Here is a 16368-nt window from a genome sequence, read left to right as displayed (position 1 = left end):
ACTTCGACATCAGCGGACCAAGACGCCGAGCACGGTGAACGCACCTGCCACCTTGAAACAGCCCCAGCAGAACAAGCCTAGCGAGAGGAAGCCGAAGCCAACGCCTGCACGATATGAAACATCGACTTTCCAGTCGTTCTTGTCGAACTCAGCCTGCTCCTCCTCAAGATCAGTGCCATCGAAGGCATTTCCGGCCGCAACAAGCCTGAACATGTGCCCTTCGCTAAGATGCGAGGCATAGACCCAAGCCCAGTTGAGATAACCGATCGCCGCGCAGATCGCGGCCGACGCCAAACCGCCCGCATAGAGGACAAAGGCGTCGCTGAGCTGGGATGCGAAAGTAATGGCGACGGTGGTGTCGCTCGACTTTCCGAATAGTGAGCTCGTGAACGCTAACAGCGCGATCATCGCACCACCGTTCAGCAAAACAGCCATTCGGACGAAAATCTTCCCGTACTCCACGGAGCTTTGAAGCGCGAGCTTACGGGTTTCATGAACCTGGTTGGAAAAGAGCTTCGCGCCCTCAAACCAGTTCTCAAGTTTCCTTCGGCTCTCGCGTCCGAAGCCTTCCCGAAGGTACTTGCGGATCTCGAGCTGATCAGCAGCGTCGGCCGGTTTGAACAACCCCTCGCGGTTCTCTTCATCAATGCTCATCGTGCAGCCTGCGTTACCATCTACTGAGAAGAGCACACGCCGAAAGCTTCCGTCGAGTCGACTTTCGCCAGAACCGGCATCGCCAGTAGAGACACCGAGAGGATCGAGGTCGGCTGTAAGGCGCGATTGACCGTGGATCACTCTGGGTTGGCAGCCCCGTTGGGCGTAGGCGCCTTTACAGCGCCTTCAAGGCCGCTCCATCCTCTTGTGGAACGGCGTAACCGAGGTGCGCGAGTTATTTGTCTGAGCCTCGATCGAGGGCAGCCAAGTTCAGCTACCAGGCGGGCGGCGGCGGCAAGACTTACGGGTGCGGGAAGTGATCATCTCGGGCAGTGGGGCGGACGGTGAGTGAGCAGGTTTGGACCGCATTCGTTACGGCTTTCCCTTGGAGCGCGCTCATCACGGCGGTCAGCACCATCGCTGCAGTCTTTGCCACGAGCTTTCTTACTGGACGTCGTTCGAGGAGAGAACGATTATGGGAGCTCCAACGCGAGGCCTTCGGAGAGATCATAAGCAGCGTGCGGGAAGGCGAGCGCATGGTGCTTCGGCTGTCGGAGCTCGCCGAGGCATCAAAAACTAATGTGTCGCTCAGAGCAGCTCTCGGCGAACTGAACAAAGAGTGGCTTGAGACGGGCGCAGTTGGCCGTCGCCGCGCAACCCGTGACGGTCTCATTTTGCCAGACGCGTTCAACGACGCTTATCAGCTGATGTCCAAAAAGCTTAGCGAACTCGACAACGGCGACCAGCCTCACTCTGAGCGGGGCCGTAGCGCCATGGTCATAATGGAAAGCTCACGGAAGCAGCTTGAGGAGATTGCTCGGACCCACCTGAGGCGACGGGTTTAGCAAGTCGGCCATTCGATCTGTCACCGCGCCGGCCGAAGTCTCTTTCCTTGCTTTTCTCGGTTTAAGCGCTCCCGGAGCCGCTCTAAGCTGCGAAGGCCGGAATCCGGTGCGGGTCGCGTCTTCGCGATATCGAACGATCCCGACGAGCTGGCGGCCTTTTCCCTGGCTGCGGCGCGGGGCTTGCTGCGGCACAGCTCGATCATCTTCCCGATGGCCGCGAGCGAAGTTTATTCGCGCTTGCCGATGATCCAGGTTTCGAGGCGGCCTCTGTCGCGCTCAGCGCGTAGCGTGCGCACCGTCATCGTCCCATCAGGGAAGGCGCGCTCCGCGGCCGCCGTGAGCGTCAGCGGCGCTTCTCGGTCGATCTCATCGAAACCACTCGCGCTCCTAGAAGCGGCCCGGCTCGCATCTTCCTCACTCATGGATTGTTGGGCTTCTTCCGTGTTTTCAGGTGCGCCAGTCGCTCCGCTACAGACCGGGGATCGCCGATAGCCCGCGCATCCAACGGCCGCGGCTGGTCGACGACCGATCCCTGCTGGTCATCCAGCAGCGACCGCCGAAAACCCGCCATCTCCCGCGCTCCCCTCGGGCTTGCAGCCGCGGTGACTGTCACCCGGCCGTCCATCCATAAGTCGATCACCTTCAGATCGAAATTCCCCGTATCGGGATCAGGCGGCGGGAACCCTCGCGCCAGCAACCGGGGAAGCACCCTTTCGAATTGCGTGAGTGTCAGGTGAAGCCGGCGAGCAGCTTTCTCAGGCGAGATGTCGCGAGGGTCGACAGAGAAACGGATCTGATTTGATCTCGGCGGCGCGGGCATAATGGGCAAGCTCTTCCGGACTGCTGGTCGGTACAAGCCCGGCCGCGATTATACGCATCGCAGCATAGGCCTTTCCGGGAGTCCACATGCAGCCAGGCGACGCATGGAGGGTGGGTCTAGCCCGTATGACCTGGAATCTTGGCCACGATCATAGCCTCAATGGTGGCCCTCGGTCCGGCGAAGTGCATTGGCACGAAGCCGCCGATCTCAACCTCCATGTACAGCCGCGAGCTCGCAGGCAGCGGGCGGATAAACGCCTCATGCTCACCTGCCGGCAGACGATTGTCGCTGTTGCCTCTGATGCAATACCATCCGGCGGGAAAGCGCTCTTCAGGCAAGCCGATCTCGGCCGCCGAGTTGGTGCTCGTCGTCATCTTGTGCTTTCGAATCCATTAAGGTTAAGTACGCAATAAAAGTGCGATATCGCACTTTTTATGTCAACATAAAAAGTGCAACTTGGATGACGCAATGCTGACACCAGCCCAATCCCGCGCGGCACGCGCTCTGCTCGACTGGTCTCGCGAGAAGCTTGCCGAGGGCTCAAAGGTCAGCCTCCGCAGCATTGTCGATTTCGAGCGCGGAGCTCGGGCGCCTCGCGATGTTACGCTCGAGGCTCTGCGATCGGCGCTAGAGCGCGCCGGGGTAATCTTCATCGCTGAGAATGGCGAAGGCGCTGGAGTGCGGCTGAGGAAATGACGCGACGCCGCGGAGATCCTTTGCTCGCCCCTGACGATGCGGTGCGGCGACTAGGGCCCCGGCGCGGTCTGTCGTGCGCAGAATCGGCAGATTACATCGGGGTGTCGGTCACCAAGTTCCTCGAGATGGTCGGGGACGGCCGCATGCCCAAAGCTAAAGAGATCGACCGCCGGCGCGTCTGGGATATCCGGAAGCTCGATGCAGCGTTCGACGAGCTGCCAGGCGACGAGGGTTTCGACGATCAAGGATTCTCTCGGCAGCGCGAGATTGTGCTCTGAGCGACAACCAAAGGGAGCGCTGCGACAATCTGTCCAGAAATAGGGAACCGAACCACGTGCGCGAACGGACTTGTTGGCCGTTGCGTTGGCCGATTTGTTTCCAAACGGGAATCGAACTGCCTGATTCTTTAATGCGTTAGCTCGAAAACGCATCTCCGCCCCTGGCACCATTTCTTTTCCAGACGTTGACTTAGCTTTTCCGCCACGCTGGCTTACCGCGGGCTCGTGTCGTTGCCCGGCAAACGGGGAGCGGCCCTGGGATTCTCAGAACAGGAAGTGCCAGGCGCCGTAGCCGACCAGTCCGATCCACGCGGTCATCGTGAGCGTGATGGCAGCGAGATATAGCGAACCAATCAGACGATCCATATCGACCTCGCCAGCTAGGAACCCGCCGACCGCCAAGCCGAATGGCCAACCGCAGGGGCTGGCGCGGCATGAGAGTGGTCAGGCCTCGTTATGACCTAGCGTTGGAGTGTGACGCCTTCGTCATTCGATCGGATGATTGCGCCGGAACGTTGCGCCCGTGCTCGACTGGCGCTGCAAGACTTCGGTGTGTTGGAGAGGGAGCGATGCCGCCTCCCAACGGCGCGCTCCCTCTCCGCAGGCGCCGGCGCCGGGCTCGCCTTCGAGGGCCATGTCTGGCGGGCCCATTCCAAAGACGAGTGGCTATGCTCTTAAAGGGAACGAACCCGCTCGGCGGTTACAGCCGGATTAAATCGGGGTCACACGCTGAAGCTAATGCGCGACCACCATCGGCACCACGACGGCGGCAAAGATGGCAGCGACAATGACCGTCCTCATCCAGACGGCGAGGAAACGACTGTTGAACAGCACCTGAACCTCCCTGCATTTCTTGTTCGTTGATCGAACACGAACACAGGCCGAACGCCGCGGCAACCGGCGTTTCAATGTCGAATCGCTACCCCGATCTGGTTGAGGGAGGACAGCTAGGAGGCTCTGCGGACATCGCCCGCGCCTCGACGGAGCCTCAAACCGTCGCTCCGGCCGCTCTACCCCAGGCGCCTGTCGCGCATATCCTCGATTCGTTCGACGATGCTGCGATGCTCCGCGAGCAGCTCCTGTAGAGGTCCAAGCGGCCTGAAGGCCGCCAGATCCTGCTGCTCCTCGCCCTCGGCACACCATGCCTCGATCGCGGCATCGGCTGCGGCCCGCGCCTCCTCGGAGAGGCCGCAGCCCGATGGAATCCCGGACTCTTCCGCCAGGCGAATGGCAATCTGCCGGCGAAGCCGCTGCTCGCAGGCGATGACCGCGTCGAGCTCGTCGGTATAGGCCATGATAGCGCCGTTCAGTGCACTGTCGCGAGATCGTCCTCGTCGGGGTCGATCAGCTTCGCCAGACCGAGCTGCTCGACGCCGTCGGTGAATTCCGCAAAGGCCTCCGCGTCCGTAGCGAAGCTGTCCTGCCAGACTGTCGAGCCGCCTTCCTCATCGATGAGTTCGAGCGTCCAGCCCTCGGTACCGTCGACCCGAAAGATCTCGACCTGGACGGTGACGCCGTCCTCGGTGAAGCTCTGTGACAATGGCGAGCGGATGATGTCGGGAAAATCGGTCATTCCATAACCTAGCAGTTCCAAGTCCGGCTTGCAGCAAACGATCGGGAGGCAGTTGCAACCCACATATTCCCGCCGCGCCCAGTTCTCGCCGCGAAACGGCCACCCGGCATCTCATGCTGATGGCCATGAGGATCATCGCCCCATCAGCCATCTCCCTGGTTCTCAGCGCCTGCGCGAGCACCCCGGATCCCATTGTCGAAGACAGGTCGCGCTGCGATGCCTACGCGAATTGCGTCATGACCGCCGCCCGCGACCGGCAGAAGCGCGATGAGCGCCAGGCGGATCGACAGAGCTACAGCGCACCGCAGGGGTATGGCTCGCCCGAAGAGTGAAGCCTCCGGGCGAAGGACGCGGCTCACCCCTCGCTTTCGGGTTGGGGCGGAGCCTCTTCGGCCTCCTCGACCGGCTCGCCGGGAATCACGTAGCTACCCTTCAGCCAGCGGCCGAGGTCAATATCGGCGCAGCGCGCCGAGCAAAACGGTTTGAAGCGCGCCACCGCGGGCTTGCCGCAGATCGCACAGGGCTTCGCGGCCGGCGCCGGCTTGTCGATTTCAGTCATATTTGAGCGTGATGCCTCCATCGACGACCAGTTCGATGCCGGTGACATAGCGCGCTTCATCACTGGCGAGAAAGAGCGCGGCGTTGGCCACGTCCCAGGCTTCCCCCATATGCCCCATCGGCACCTGTGCGGCGCGCGCCGCCCACATCGCCTCGACGTCACCTTCGCCATAGGCTTTGGCCAGACCTGCCGAATGCTCGACCATCGGCGTCTTCATCAGCCCGGGCAGGATCGCATTCGCACGAATCTTCTGCGCGGCGTATTGGACCGCCGTCGTGCGGGTCAGCTGGTTCAGCGCAGCCTTGCTCGCCGAATAGCTTGCATAGGGTACGCCAGTATGGCGGATCGAGGCGATCGACGAGATATTGATGATCGAGCCCCCCTCGCCCGTCTCCTCGAACTGGCGCTGCATGACCGGGATGACGTGCTTCATCGCCAGGAAGGCACCGGTGAGATTGACGCGGAAGACGCGCTCCCAGACCTCCTCCGGGAGATCGACGACGCTGCCGACCTCGGCTATGCCGACATTGTTGTCGAGGATGTCGATGCGGCCATAGCGGCCGAGCGCGTGGGCAACGAGATCGGCGACCTGCTCGGCCCTGGTGACGTCGGTTTGGATCGCGAAGGCCTCGCCGCCTTCGTTGCGGATGATCCCGGCGGTTTCCTCAGCAGCATCGCGGTTGATGTCGGCGCAGACGACCTGCGCTCCCTCGCGAGCAAAAACCGTCGCCGTCGCCTTGCCATTGCCCCAGCCTGGTCCGATCGACCCCGCTCCGGCCACGATCGCGACCTTGCCGCTCAGACGCCCCGCCATCTCTTCATCCTCCCTCGCGCGCCTTGTCCGAGCGGCGCAGCTGTCATGCGAGGATCAGACGTCGTGTGCGGAGAGGCAACCCCGTCAGGCTGCGTTCATCCAGCCGAAGCGAATCGGGAAGCCCTCGCCGCCGAGCAGATTGACCGTCTCGTAGAGCGGCAGGCCGACGACGCCGGTATAGGAGCCGACCAGCTTGATGACGAAGGAGCCGGCGATGCCCTGGACGGCATAGCCGCCCGCCTTGCCGCGCCATTCGCCGGAGGCGAGGTAGTGCTCGATGTCTTCCGTCGAGAGGCGCTTGAAGCGCAGCCGCGTCTCGACGATGCGGTCTCGAATCGTTCCCGACGGCGTTACCAGTGCGACGCCTGTATAGACGCGATGCGCACGACCGGAGAGCAGGCGCAGGCAAGCTGCCGCCTCGTCCACGATCTCGGCTTTGGGCAGGATGCGCCTGCCGACAGCGACCACCGTATCCGCCGCAACGATGTAGCAGCCCTCCAGATCCGCCCGCGCCTTCGCGCCCTCGCGCGCTGCCTCCGCCTTCTCGCGCGCGAGCCGGCGGGCGAGATCGCGCGGGCGCTCACCCTTGCGCGGGGTTTCGTCGAGATCGGCCGGCAACAGCGCATCCGGCTTCAGCCCGGCCTGCTCGAGCAATGCGAGGCGGCGCGGGGAAGCCGAGGCCAGCACGAGCATCGGGCGCCAGCCAGGATGTTTGGGAGTGGAGAAAAAACTCAAAAGACAGCCCGACGCTTTTCCGTCGCCGGAGAAATGGCCGGCGCACGACCAGCCTTAGAGCATTTCGGCGCAGCGATAAATCCGCAACCGCGGCGCGAACCACATGCGTCAACCGTCATTGGAGACGCTTATTCTGCGCGTCCTGCATAAAAGCAGGGCGGGAAAATTGGTATACTATCGATTGCCAAGCTCGGCTTGCAGCGGCAGAGTCGTTTCCCCTCGGCATTACGCCGCATCGTTTTGGGAGTTTGTCCATGCCGAGCACGCGCAAGTCATCGCGCTCCGCCATCGCGACGGGAGCCGATGCACAAGTGCTTGCCGCGCGCGTGCTGACCATGCAGGCCGAAGCCGGCCTCACCATCGCGATGCGGATGCCGATTCTGATGAAGGGCGCCTTCGGCGACAGCCACGGCCAGCGCGAGGCGACCAACGCCGTGCTGGAGAAGGTTTCGGCTGTGGTCGAGAGCAGCGTGGCCGCAACCCAGGCGGCCACGGCGCTCTGGTGGGGTCTCGCGCTCCATTTGCCGGGCCAGTTCGACCTGGCGTCCGCAGCTGTCCGGGTCGCCGACAGCACGCTCGAGCCCTTTGCGCGGCGCACACGCGCCAACGCCGCCCGGCTCAGCGGCGGTCGGCGCTAAGAACCCACGCCTGCAGACAGCTTTTCCGATCAGGTTGATTCGACCTGATCGGAACGGGCTCCGGCTCGCAGCTCAGACTGGTTCTTGCGGAGCGTCGCCGGCCACAACGGCGGCCGGCGCGAGCAGGCTGTGCTCGCGCTCAAGCTTGCGGTATCGCGCCACGCTCACCGGGATGAGCGCGAGATAGCCCACGACCACGACCGTCAGCACCTCGAAGGTGTAGGCGAAGAGCAGCCCAGCCACGATCACGACGGCGACGAAGATCGGCAGCACCTGGGTTCGCGGAATACGCGTGCCGAGCGTCTTGCCGGCATAGCAGGGGATGCGCGAGATCGTCAGGAAGGCGATGAACAGAATGTAGATGCCGACGAAGAGCGCGCCATATTCCTGCACGGGAACGCCGATGATGTGCAGATAGACCGGCAGCATCGCGGTGATCGCGCCCGCCGGTGCGGGCATCCCGACGAAGAAGTCCTTCTGCCACTCAGGCCGGTCAGGATCGTCGATCATGACGTTGAAGCGCGCGAGGCGCAGCGCCATGGCGCAGGCCAGCGTCAGCACGATGATCCAGCCGAAGGACTTCAGATCGTGCAAGACGAAGATCCACAGCACATAGCCGGTGGCGACGCCGAAATTGACGAAGTCCGAGAGCGAATCGAGCTCGGCACCGAAGCGTGAGGTGCCCTTGAGGAGGCGCGCCAGACGCCCGTCGACGCCATCGAGACCAGCGGCGATCAGGATGYAGATCGTCGCCGTCTCGAGCTTGCCTTCGACGACGAGGCGCATCGCCGTCAGGCCCAGGCAGAGCGCCAGCAGCGTGATGACGTTGGGCGCCAGCAGCCGGAAGGGGATCGGCTTGAAACGAGCGCGCTTTGACTCGGCGCGCTCGGGCTCGAAAGGAGGAAACAGGTCGCTCATGTCTGCCGAAATACGCGGTTTCTCAAATCCGCGCTAGCAGCGGAGGTCGAGGCGGGGCACGTCGTCCCCACCCTACCCTCAGATGTCGCGGAAACTGCGCGCGATCGGCTCGTTGCCGCTCATGTCGGCCAGCACGGTCTCGCCGGCGATCGCGGTCTGTCCAACGCCGACCAGCGGCGCGATGTGCGTCGGCAGATAGACGTCGACGCGCGAGCCGAAGCGGATGAGGCCGAAGCGCTCGCCCGTCGCCAGTGTGTCACCCTGCTTGACGAAGGGCACGATGCGGCGCGCGACCAGGCCCGCGATCTGCACGACGCCGACAATGCCGGAGGTCGTCTCGATGGCCAGTGCATTGCGCTCGTTGTCGTCGCTCGCCTTGTCGAGCTCGGCATTGAGGAAAAGACCCGGCGTATAGGCGATCTTCGCGATGCGGCCCGGCACCGGCGCGCGGTTCACGTGGCAATCGAAGACGTTCATGAAGATCGAGATGCGCGTCATCGGCTCGGCCGGCAGCTCGAGCTCCGGCGGCGGCAGCGCCTGGGCGATCTGGCTGATCCGGCCGTCGGCGGGAGAGATCACCAGCCCTTCCCGCTGCGGCGTGACGCGGACGGGATCGCGGAAGAAATAGCAGATCCAGACCGTGATGATCGCGCCGACCCAGCCGAAGGGCGACCAGAGATTGGCCAGCACGATGGTCGCGACCAGCCCGATGGCGATGAAGACATAGCCCTCCTTGTGGATGGGCACGATCACCTTGCGGACGGAATCGACGAGAGACATGAGGCGGTATCCGTTGAACGTGTCGGCGCGCCGAGCGCGCGTGAATGACGATGCCCTAGCATGGACGGCCACAGGCGTTGCGCTGATTTAGGGCGTTCTGCCCGCCAGGGAAAGCCCGTTAGCTGCGACATTGCCGCCGATTCACCGCTCAAACGCTCTTCGAGCCGGAATCCACGTTGTCCACCCCGGTTCACCTGCGAGGAAACGGATCCAACGCGGGAGAGAGGCATGGCGACGGCCACGGCGAGTGCCGGGGCATCGAAAGGTGCATCGGCCGCAGCCCAGCAGCGGCGCCCCCCCGGAAGCAGGTCGCGCTGATCACCGGCGGGCACTGAACCTTCGAAGCGGCAGCACCGCGCCTAGGCGATCCGTGGCATCTGGACGAAGCGCACCGCCGCCTTCCAGGTCAGGAAGCCGAAGGCAAACAGCACGAACGCCTCGGCGATAGCGAAGGGCGGTTCCGACTGGGTCGGGGCCAGCGCCCGCAAGGCCGGGATCTTGCCGAACATCTGCGCCACCAGCACGAAGACCAGCAGGTAGAACGACAGCATCGCGGTGATCGCGTAGGTGCGACGCCAGCCTCCTTCCAGTCTGCGCCCATACAATGCGAAGGCGGCAATCCCGACCAGCGCGATGTGGATCGCGCCGATGATGTGGGATGGCAGCACGCCGCTGAAGGGAAAGCCGAAACCGGTCGCGCTGGTGGCGAAGGCGGTCGACAGGAAAACCCCGGTCCAGCCCGGGCGCGTATGCCCATGGAGCAAGCCGGCCGCGACCGGAAACCCGGCCACGATCGCGATCAGGCTGAGCCAAGTGTGAAAACCTACGAATGTCGTCGGATCAAACATGGCAGCCGCTCCCCCAGTGCCTTTGCCCTGCGGCCGGAGCATGCCGGAAACGCGCCGAAGTTGCGAGCGGTTTTAAGCTGGCCGGGCGCCGGCGCCCTTGCCGTCATGGTCGGGCTCGTCCCGACCATCCACGTCTTCACTGATGAAGAGCGGTGTTCAAGGCGTGGATGCTCGCCACAAGGGCCAGCATGACGCCCGCGGCTAATCCAGTTTCTACGTCAGGCTCACCCTGACGCTCTCGCCTTCCGCCTCGGTAGCGCGCTGGAGCGTGGCCTTGGCCTCATCGACCTCGCGCTGGCGGTTCCACATCGCGGCATAGACGCCGTCCGCGGCGAGCAGGTCGCGATGATGGCCGCGTTCGACGATGACGCCCTTGTCGAGCACGATGATCTCATCGGCGTTGACGACGGTGGAGAGGCGGTGGGCGATCACCAGCGTGGTGCGACCTTCGCTGACCCGATCGAGCGCGTCCTGTATCTCTTTCTCGGTGAAGGAATCGAGAGCCGAGGTCGCCTCGTCTAGAACCAGGATCGGCGGCCCCTTCAGGATGGTGCGGGCGATGGCGACACGCTGCTTCTCGCCGCCGGAGAGCTTCAAGCCGCGCTCGCCGACCGAGGTGGCGTAGCCTTCCGGCAACAGGCGGATGAAGCGATCGATCTGAGCGAGGCGCGCGGCCTCCTCGACTTCCGCCATGGTCGCCTCGGGGCGGCCGTAGAGGATGTTGTACTCGATCGTGTCGTTGAACAGCACCGTGTCCTGCGGAACCATGCCGATCGCGGCGCGGAGGCTGACCTGCTGAACATCGGCGATCGGCTGGCCATCGATGAGGATGCGACCGCCCTGTGGCTCGTAGAAGCGGAAGAGCAGGCGCGAGATCGTCGATTTCCCCGCGCCGGAGGGACCGACGATGGCGACGGTGCGGCCGGGCGGAACCTTGAAAGACACGCCGCGCAGGATCGGCCGCTCGGGCACATAGGCGAACTGCACGTTCTCGAAGGAGACCTCCCCGGCCGGGACCTGCAGCGGCTTCGCGCCGGGCTTGTCCTGGATCTCGGGGTCGCGGCCGATCAGCGAGAACATCTGTGCGATGTCGAGCGTCGCCTGCTTGATCTCGCGGTAGACGGTGCCCATGAAATTCAGCGGCAAATAGAGCTGGATCAGCATGGAGTTGATCAGGATGAGATCGCCGACCGTGTTGGTGCCGGCCTGGAAGCCCCGCACCGCCATCACCATCGACAGTGTCAGCCCCACCGCGAAAATCGCAGCCTGGCCGAAGTTCAGCCAGGCGAGCGAGGTATAGGACTTGACCGAATTGCGCTCGTAGCGCGCCATCGACTGGTCGTAGCGGGCGGTCTCGCGGGCCTCGGCGCCGAAATACTTCACCGTCTCGTAGTTGAGCAGCGAGTCGATTGCCTTCGCGTTGGCGTCCGTGTCGGACTCGTTCATCGCCGAGCGGATGGCGATGCGCCACTCCGTGGCCTTGATGGTGTAGGTCATGTAGGTCGTGACCATCGCCACCAGCACGACAACATAGCGCCAGTCGAACAGGTAGAGCAGCACGGCGATGATCAGCACGACCTCGATGATCACCGGCACGAGCTGGTTGAGACCGAGGCGGACCATCTCCTCGATGCCGTTGCGACCGCGCTCCAGCACGCGGGTCAGGCCGCCGGTCTTGCGCTCGAGATGGAAGCGCAGCGAAAGATGATGCAGGTGACCGAAGGTCTGCAGCGCCAGCGTGCGCACCGCATGCATGAAGACCGGCGCGAAGATGGCGTCGCGCAGTTGCACGAAGGCAGCAGAACCGACGCGGGCGAGGCCGTAGAGCACGGTCAGTGCGAGCGGCGCCCCGACCAGCCAGGGCAACCAGTTCTCGAGGTTCGAATAGGTGCCGGCCAGGGCGTCCGTCACCCATTTGAAGGTGAAAGGCACGCCCATCAGCACGAGCCGCCCGGCCACCATCAGCGCGAAGGCCGCGACGACGCGGCTGCGCAGATCGGCGCGCTCCGCCGGCCAGAGATAGGGCCAGAGCGCACGGAAGGTGGCGAAGAAGCCGGAACCCGGCTGGATCACGGCGGAGCGATGGAAGCTCGGCGCCGGGGGCGGCGCTGACGGCGCGGACATTTTCACACGATTCCAGTTGGCGTGCCCGTATAGACGCAATCGCGCGCCGATGCATGTGGGATTGCTCCGAAAGCAGCGACGGTCTCGCCCGAAACCCGCCTTGCTCTCGTCGAAAGCCCGGTGTCTGATCCGGTCAGAGCGCAGGACGCTCAGGATCGGGGACAGAAACAACCATGAGAGATCAGTATCTTGTCGCCATGGCACTCGGCGCCGCCGCCGCTCTCGCGCTGACGGCGCTGCCCGCCGCCGCGCAGTCCGGCAAACCGCATGCGCAGATCACCATCACCAACCAGCGCAGCGTTCCGCTCAACAGCTTCGAGATCGCGACCGCCGGTGAACAGCCCCGCCTCGTCGCCAAGCTCGCCAAGCCACTGGCGCCCGGCAAGAGCGTCGCACTCAAGCTCAACAAGCCGCAGGGCTGCGCCTATACGGTACAGGGGAAATTCGAAGACGAGGCCGACAGCGACGCCGACATGGATTTGTGCCGGGACCGCGTCATCCGCCTGACGGAGTGACAGGCACAAGACCGTCATTCTCGGGCGAAGCGTAGCCTGGACCCGAGAATCTCGGCACCAGGAGTCAGGAAGCTCCTCCCGCGAGAGATGCTCGGGTCAAGCCCGAGCATGACGGGGCGACCGCGCTCAAGCCGTCGCACCAGCCTTCACCAGCTTGTAGGTGATCGAGTCGACCAGCGCCTGGAACGAGGCGTCGATGATGTTGGCGCTGACGCCGACCGTGGTCCAGCGCTCGCCGGTCTCGTCACCCGACTCGATCAGCACGCGGGTCACGGCGTCGGTACCGCCCTGGAACACGCGCACCTTGTAGTCGACCAGCCGCAGCCCCTCGATCAGCGACTGGTAGCGACCGAGATCCTTGCGCAAGGCGATATCGAGCGCATTGACCGGCCCGGCATCGCCTTCGGCCGCCGAGATCAGCAGGTCATCGCCAACCCTCACCTTCACGATCGCCTCGGAGAAGGTGACGAGCTCGCCCAGCGCGTTGTAGCGGCGCTCGACATTCACCGCGAAGCGCTCGACCGCGAAATAGTCCGGCACCTCGCCGAGGATGCGCTTCACCAGCAGGAAGAAGGAGGCATCGGCGCCCTCGAAAGCGTAACCCTGCGCTTCCTTGTCCTTGACCTCCTGGAGCACGCGGTTGAGCCGCGGATCGTCACGCCCGAGCGTGACGCCGATGCGCTCCAGCTCCGCGACGAGGTTCGACTTGCCGCCCTGGTCGGAGATCAGGACCTTGCGGGTATTGCCGGTCGCTTCCGGCGCGACGTGCTCGTAGGTGCGGGGGTCCTTCAGGACGGCCGAGGCGTGGATGCCGGCCTTGGTCGCGAAAGCCGAGGCGCCGACGAAGGGCGCGTGGCGGTTCGGCGCGCGGTTCAGCATCTCGTCAAGCGCGCGCGAGACATGGGTCAGCTCAGCGAGCTGAGCGTCGTTGACACCGAGCTCGAAACGGTCGCGAAAGCGCTCCTTGAGCCTGAGCGCGCCGATCAGCGTGACGAGATTGGCATTGCCGCAGCGCTCGCCCAGGCCGTTGAGCGTGCCCTGGATCTGGCGCACGCCCGCTTCGACCGCCGCGAGCGAATTGGCGACGGCGCAGCCGCAATCGTCATGGGCATGGATGCCGAGATGCTCGCCCGGAACGACCTTCGCGACCTCGCGCACGATCGCGCCGACCTCGTCCGGCAGCGTGCCGCCATTGGTGTCGCAGAGCACGACCCAGCGGGCGCCGGCTTCGAAAGCGGTGCGGGCACAGGCGAGCGCATAGTCCGGGTTGGCCTTGTAGCCATCGAAGAAGTGCTCGCAGTCGAGCATCACCTCGCGACCGGCGGCCTTCGCCGCGGCGACGCTCTCGGCGATGCCGGCGAGGTTGTCCTCCAGCGAGATCTCGAGCGCGACATGGACATGGTAGTCCCAGGCCTTGGCGACGAAGACGATGGCATCGGCCTTCGCCGCCAGCAGCGCGGCGATGCCGGGGTCGTTAGCCGCCGAGCGCCCTGCCCGCTTGGTCATGCCAAAGGCGGCGAACTTCGCCTGCTTCGTCGCCTTCTGCTCGAAGAAGGCGGTATCGAGCGGGTTGGCGCCGGGATAGCCGCCCTCGACATAATCGACGCCGAGCCGGTCGAGCAGCGCCGCGACGGCGCGCTTGTCGTCGAGCGAGAAATCGACCCCGGTGGTCTGCGCCCCGTCGCGCAGCGTCGTGTCGAAGAGATGGACGCGGGCCGCGCTCATCGCTCCCGCCTCAGCTTGAAGCGGACGACGCGCGGCACGACCATCGCCAGCATGACCAGCTTGATGGCGAGGGAGAGCGAGCCGGCAGGGCGGATCTTCGGGGTCATCGCTTCACCTCCCAGCTGGTCGTCGGTTCGCCCGTGGCGGGGTCCTTGCCATCCTTGAGCGCAATGCCCATCGCAGCGAGCTCGTCGCGGATGCGGTCGGACTCGGCGAAGTTCCTGGCGCGGCGGGCGTCGAGGCGAGCGGCGATCAGCACCTCGACGTCCACTCCAGCAGCTTCTTCCTCTGCGCGCAGGGCTGCGGTGTTTCGCTCTGCCTCTTCGCGAGCGAATTTCCAGATATCGATCCCGATCAGTTCCAGCATCGCGACAAGAGTGCGCTGGCCAGTTCCATCCTTGAGCGCCCCCTCGATTGCTTTCATTGCCTCGGCAAAATTCAGATCATCCGCAAGCGCTTCGACGAATTCCGGCGGCAGAGCGATCTGATCCTCCGAAATTTCGTTGAACTCGATCTGCGCTACCCATTGGCGCAACTTACGCTCCGCCTCCTCCAGCGCCTTCACCGTCCAGTCGATCGGCTGGCGGTAGTGCGTCTTCAGCATCGCGAGCCGAAGCACTTCGCCCGGCCATTTGCGGCCGCCGAACGCGTCAGTCTCCAGCAGCTCATGGATCGTGACGAAGTTGCCGAGCGATTTCGACATCTTCTCGCCTTCGACCTGCAGGAAGCCGTTATGCATCCAGATGTTGGCCATCGTCGGCGTGCCCTCGCCGCCGCCGAAGGCGCAGCAGGATTGGGCGATCTCGTTCTCGTGGTGCGGGAAGACGAGGTCGATGCCGCCGCCATGGATGTCGAAAACGTTCTTGGCCGGGTCGTCGCAGGCAAGGCCGCCGCCGAACGGCGTCAGCAGCTTCGCCATCGACATGGCCGAGCACTCGATATGCCAGCCGGGGCGGCCGGGCGTGGCGATGCCGGCCGGCGACGGCCAGCCGGGATCGATGCCCTCCCGGCTCGGCTTCCACAGCACGAAATCCATCGCGTCGCGCTTATAGGGCGCGACATCGACGCGCGCGCCGGCCAGCATCTCGTCGAGCGAGCGACGGGCGAGCGTGCCGTATTTCGGCGCCTTCGTGAGATGCGCGACGGCCGGGACATGGAAGAGCACATGATCCTCGGCGACATAGGCGACGCCGCGCGCGATCAGGCGCTCGATGATCGCCTTCATCTCCTCGATGTGGTCGGTGGCGCGCGGCTCCTCGTTGGGCCTCAGATTGCCGAGAGCATCCACATCATGGTGGAACTGCGCCGTCGTGGTCTCAGTGACCTTCGCGATCGCCTGGTTCAGCGGCAGGCCCGGGAAGTCACGCGCCGCGCGGGCGTTGATCTTGTCGTCGACATCCGTGAGGTTACGGGCATAGGTGACGTGATCGGCGCCGTAAACGTGGCGCAGCAGCCGGTAGAGCACGTCGAAGACGATGACCGGGCGGGCATTGCCGATATGGGCGTAGTCGTAGACCGTCGGCCCGCAGACATACATGCGGACATTCGACGGATCGATCGGCGCGAAGGCCTGCTTCGTCCGCGTCAGCGTGTTGTAGAGCCTCAGGGTCGGCGACATCGGGGCTAAATCCTGGAACGAACGAAACGGCGGAATACGAAAAACGACCGGGCCGCTGGCCGGGGCGCTTTTGTCGGTTCGTTTTCAGGACGAGGACGTGAGCAGCCGGCCAGCGAAAGCTAGCGGCAAATAATGCAAGGGCTGTTGATGGCGGCTCGCGTCATGACGGAAAGTGATTGCCTGTCCACAGGGCTTGCGTCAAGAGGGCGCCCTGTTTGTTGCGCCGCA

The 16368-nt window shown here is 64.3% G+C and carries 21 protein-coding genes; 6 read left to right on the top strand and 15 right to left on the bottom strand.

The annotated features are described in order from the left end of the window. Positions 1-9: 9 nt before the first annotated feature. Complete coding sequence (locus tag AC1DNE_RS10640; RefSeq protein WP_476765958.1) at positions 10-654, bottom strand: hypothetical protein; 645 nt, start codon at positions 652-654, stop codon at positions 10-12. A 344-nt stretch (positions 655-998) separates the two neighbouring features. On the opposite strand from AC1DNE_RS10640, the gene AC1DNE_RS10635 reads away from it, so the two are divergent. After that, a complete protein-coding gene (locus AC1DNE_RS10635) occupies positions 999-1499 on the top strand; it encodes a hypothetical protein (RefSeq protein ID WP_476765957.1) in 501 nt (166 codons plus the stop codon). A 227-nt stretch (positions 1500-1726) separates the two neighbouring features. On the opposite strand, the gene AC1DNE_RS10630 is transcribed toward AC1DNE_RS10635, so the two are convergent. The 3 genes from AC1DNE_RS10630 to AC1DNE_RS10620 all read right to left on the bottom strand — a co-directional run bounded on the left by AC1DNE_RS10630 (position 1727) and on the right by AC1DNE_RS10620 (position 2693). Further along, positions 1727-1921, bottom strand: coding sequence for a hypothetical protein (locus AC1DNE_RS10630; RefSeq protein WP_476765956.1), 195 nt, complete (start codon positions 1919-1921; stop codon positions 1727-1729). After that, positions 1918-2319 carry a hypothetical protein gene (locus tag AC1DNE_RS10625; RefSeq protein WP_476841028.1) on the bottom strand — a complete coding sequence of 134 codons (402 nt, stop codon included), beginning with the start codon at positions 2317-2319 and terminating at the stop codon, positions 1918-1920. The genes AC1DNE_RS10630 and AC1DNE_RS10625 overlap by 4 nt, the downstream gene beginning before the upstream one ends. Before the next feature lie 116 nt (positions 2320-2435). Beyond that, positions 2436-2693: a hypothetical protein gene (locus tag AC1DNE_RS10620; RefSeq protein WP_476765954.1), complete on the bottom strand. Its 258-nt coding sequence runs from the start codon at positions 2691-2693 to the stop codon at positions 2436-2438. A 94-nt stretch (positions 2694-2787) separates the two neighbouring features. Between AC1DNE_RS10620 and AC1DNE_RS10615 the strand changes: the two genes are divergently transcribed. Both AC1DNE_RS10615 and AC1DNE_RS10610 read left to right on the top strand, forming a co-directional pair. Beyond that, positions 2788-3015, top strand: a complete 228-nt coding sequence (locus AC1DNE_RS10615) for a helix-turn-helix domain-containing protein (protein ID WP_476765953.1) — start codon at positions 2788-2790, stop codon at positions 3013-3015. 20 nt (positions 3016-3035) lie between these two features. Next, positions 3036-3293, top strand: coding sequence for a hypothetical protein (locus AC1DNE_RS10610; RefSeq protein WP_476765952.1), 258 nt, complete (start codon positions 3036-3038; stop codon positions 3291-3293). A 1010-nt stretch (positions 3294-4303) separates the two neighbouring features. On the opposite strand, the gene AC1DNE_RS10605 is transcribed toward AC1DNE_RS10610, so the two are convergent. Next, a complete protein-coding gene (locus tag AC1DNE_RS10605) occupies positions 4304-4588 on the bottom strand; it encodes a hypothetical protein (RefSeq protein WP_476765951.1) in 285 nt (94 codons plus the stop codon). An 11-nt stretch (positions 4589-4599) separates the two neighbouring features. After that, positions 4600-4866: a hypothetical protein gene (locus tag AC1DNE_RS10600; protein ID WP_441468491.1), complete on the bottom strand. Its 267-nt coding sequence runs from the start codon at positions 4864-4866 to the stop codon at positions 4600-4602. A 125-nt stretch (positions 4867-4991) separates the two neighbouring features. Between AC1DNE_RS10600 and AC1DNE_RS10595 the strand changes: the two genes are divergently transcribed. Next, positions 4992-5198 (top strand): hypothetical protein, encoded by a 207-nt coding sequence (locus AC1DNE_RS10595; RefSeq protein ID WP_476765950.1) that lies wholly within the window; start codon positions 4992-4994, stop codon positions 5196-5198. Positions 5199-5221: 23 nt separating this feature from the next. On the opposite strand, the gene yacG is transcribed toward AC1DNE_RS10595, so the two are convergent. The 3 genes from yacG to AC1DNE_RS10580 form a co-directional block, all read right to left on the bottom strand. Next, positions 5222-5425 carry a DNA gyrase inhibitor YacG gene (gene yacG / locus AC1DNE_RS10590; RefSeq protein WP_441468493.1) on the bottom strand — a complete coding sequence of 68 codons (204 nt, stop codon included), beginning with the start codon at positions 5423-5425 and terminating at the stop codon, positions 5222-5224. Then, positions 5418-6239 carry an SDR family NAD(P)-dependent oxidoreductase gene (locus AC1DNE_RS10585; protein WP_441468494.1) on the bottom strand — a complete coding sequence of 274 codons (822 nt, stop codon included), beginning with the start codon at positions 6237-6239 and terminating at the stop codon, positions 5418-5420. The genes yacG and AC1DNE_RS10585 overlap by 8 nt, the downstream gene beginning before the upstream one ends. Before the next feature lie 84 nt (positions 6240-6323). Then, positions 6324-6932: a Maf-like protein gene (locus AC1DNE_RS10580; protein ID WP_476765949.1), complete on the bottom strand. Its 609-nt coding sequence runs from the start codon at positions 6930-6932 to the stop codon at positions 6324-6326. Between the two features lie 296 nt (positions 6933-7228). Here AC1DNE_RS10580 and AC1DNE_RS10575 point away from each other — a divergent pair, with 296 nt between their 5' ends. Next, on the top strand, positions 7229-7612 hold the full coding sequence (locus AC1DNE_RS10575; protein ID WP_441468496.1) for a hypothetical protein: 384 nt from the start codon (positions 7229-7231) through the stop codon (positions 7610-7612). A gap of 72 nt (positions 7613-7684) precedes the next feature. Here the strand turns inward: AC1DNE_RS10575 and AC1DNE_RS10570 are convergent, their stop codons facing one another. The 4 genes from AC1DNE_RS10570 to AC1DNE_RS10555 form a co-directional block, all read right to left on the bottom strand. Beyond that, positions 7685-8530: a CDP-alcohol phosphatidyltransferase family protein gene (locus tag AC1DNE_RS10570; protein ID WP_476841027.1), complete on the bottom strand. Its 846-nt coding sequence runs from the start codon at positions 8528-8530 to the stop codon at positions 7685-7687. Positions 8531-8608: 78 nt separating this feature from the next. Then, a complete protein-coding gene (locus tag AC1DNE_RS10565; protein ID WP_441468498.1) occupies positions 8609-9310 on the bottom strand; it encodes a phosphatidylserine decarboxylase in 702 nt (233 codons plus the stop codon). 359 nt (positions 9311-9669) lie between these two features. Further along, the gene (locus tag AC1DNE_RS10560) at positions 9670-10158 is read right to left on the bottom strand and encodes a hypothetical protein (RefSeq protein ID WP_441468499.1); all 489 of its coding nucleotides are present in this window, start codon (positions 10156-10158) and stop codon (positions 9670-9672) included. 213 nt (positions 10159-10371) lie between these two features. Further along, positions 10372-12282, bottom strand: coding sequence for an ABCB family ABC transporter ATP-binding protein/permease (locus AC1DNE_RS10555; protein WP_441468500.1), 1911 nt, complete (start codon positions 12280-12282; stop codon positions 10372-10374). 173 nt (positions 12283-12455) lie between these two features. Between AC1DNE_RS10555 and AC1DNE_RS10550 the strand changes: the two genes are divergently transcribed. Continuing rightward, entirely contained in the window at positions 12456-12797 is a 342-nt protein-coding gene (locus tag AC1DNE_RS10550) for a hypothetical protein (RefSeq protein WP_441468501.1), read from the top strand. 126 nt (positions 12798-12923) lie between these two features. On the opposite strand, the gene cimA is transcribed toward AC1DNE_RS10550, so the two are convergent. Further along, on the bottom strand, positions 12924-14522 hold the full coding sequence (cimA, locus tag AC1DNE_RS10545) for a citramalate synthase (RefSeq protein WP_476765948.1): 1599 nt from the start codon (positions 14520-14522) through the stop codon (positions 12924-12926). 103 nt (positions 14523-14625) lie between these two features. Continuing rightward, on the bottom strand, positions 14626-16140 hold the full coding sequence (gene cysS / locus AC1DNE_RS10540) for a cysteine--tRNA ligase (RefSeq protein WP_476765947.1): 1515 nt from the start codon (positions 16138-16140) through the stop codon (positions 14626-14628). Positions 16141-16368 lie beyond the last annotated feature (228 nt).

The sequence above is a fragment of the Allobosea sp. 05L423 genome (assembly GCF_056397745.1).
Note: the sequence above shows the minus strand (reverse complement) of the source record. Positions and strands in the feature narration are given on the sequence as shown.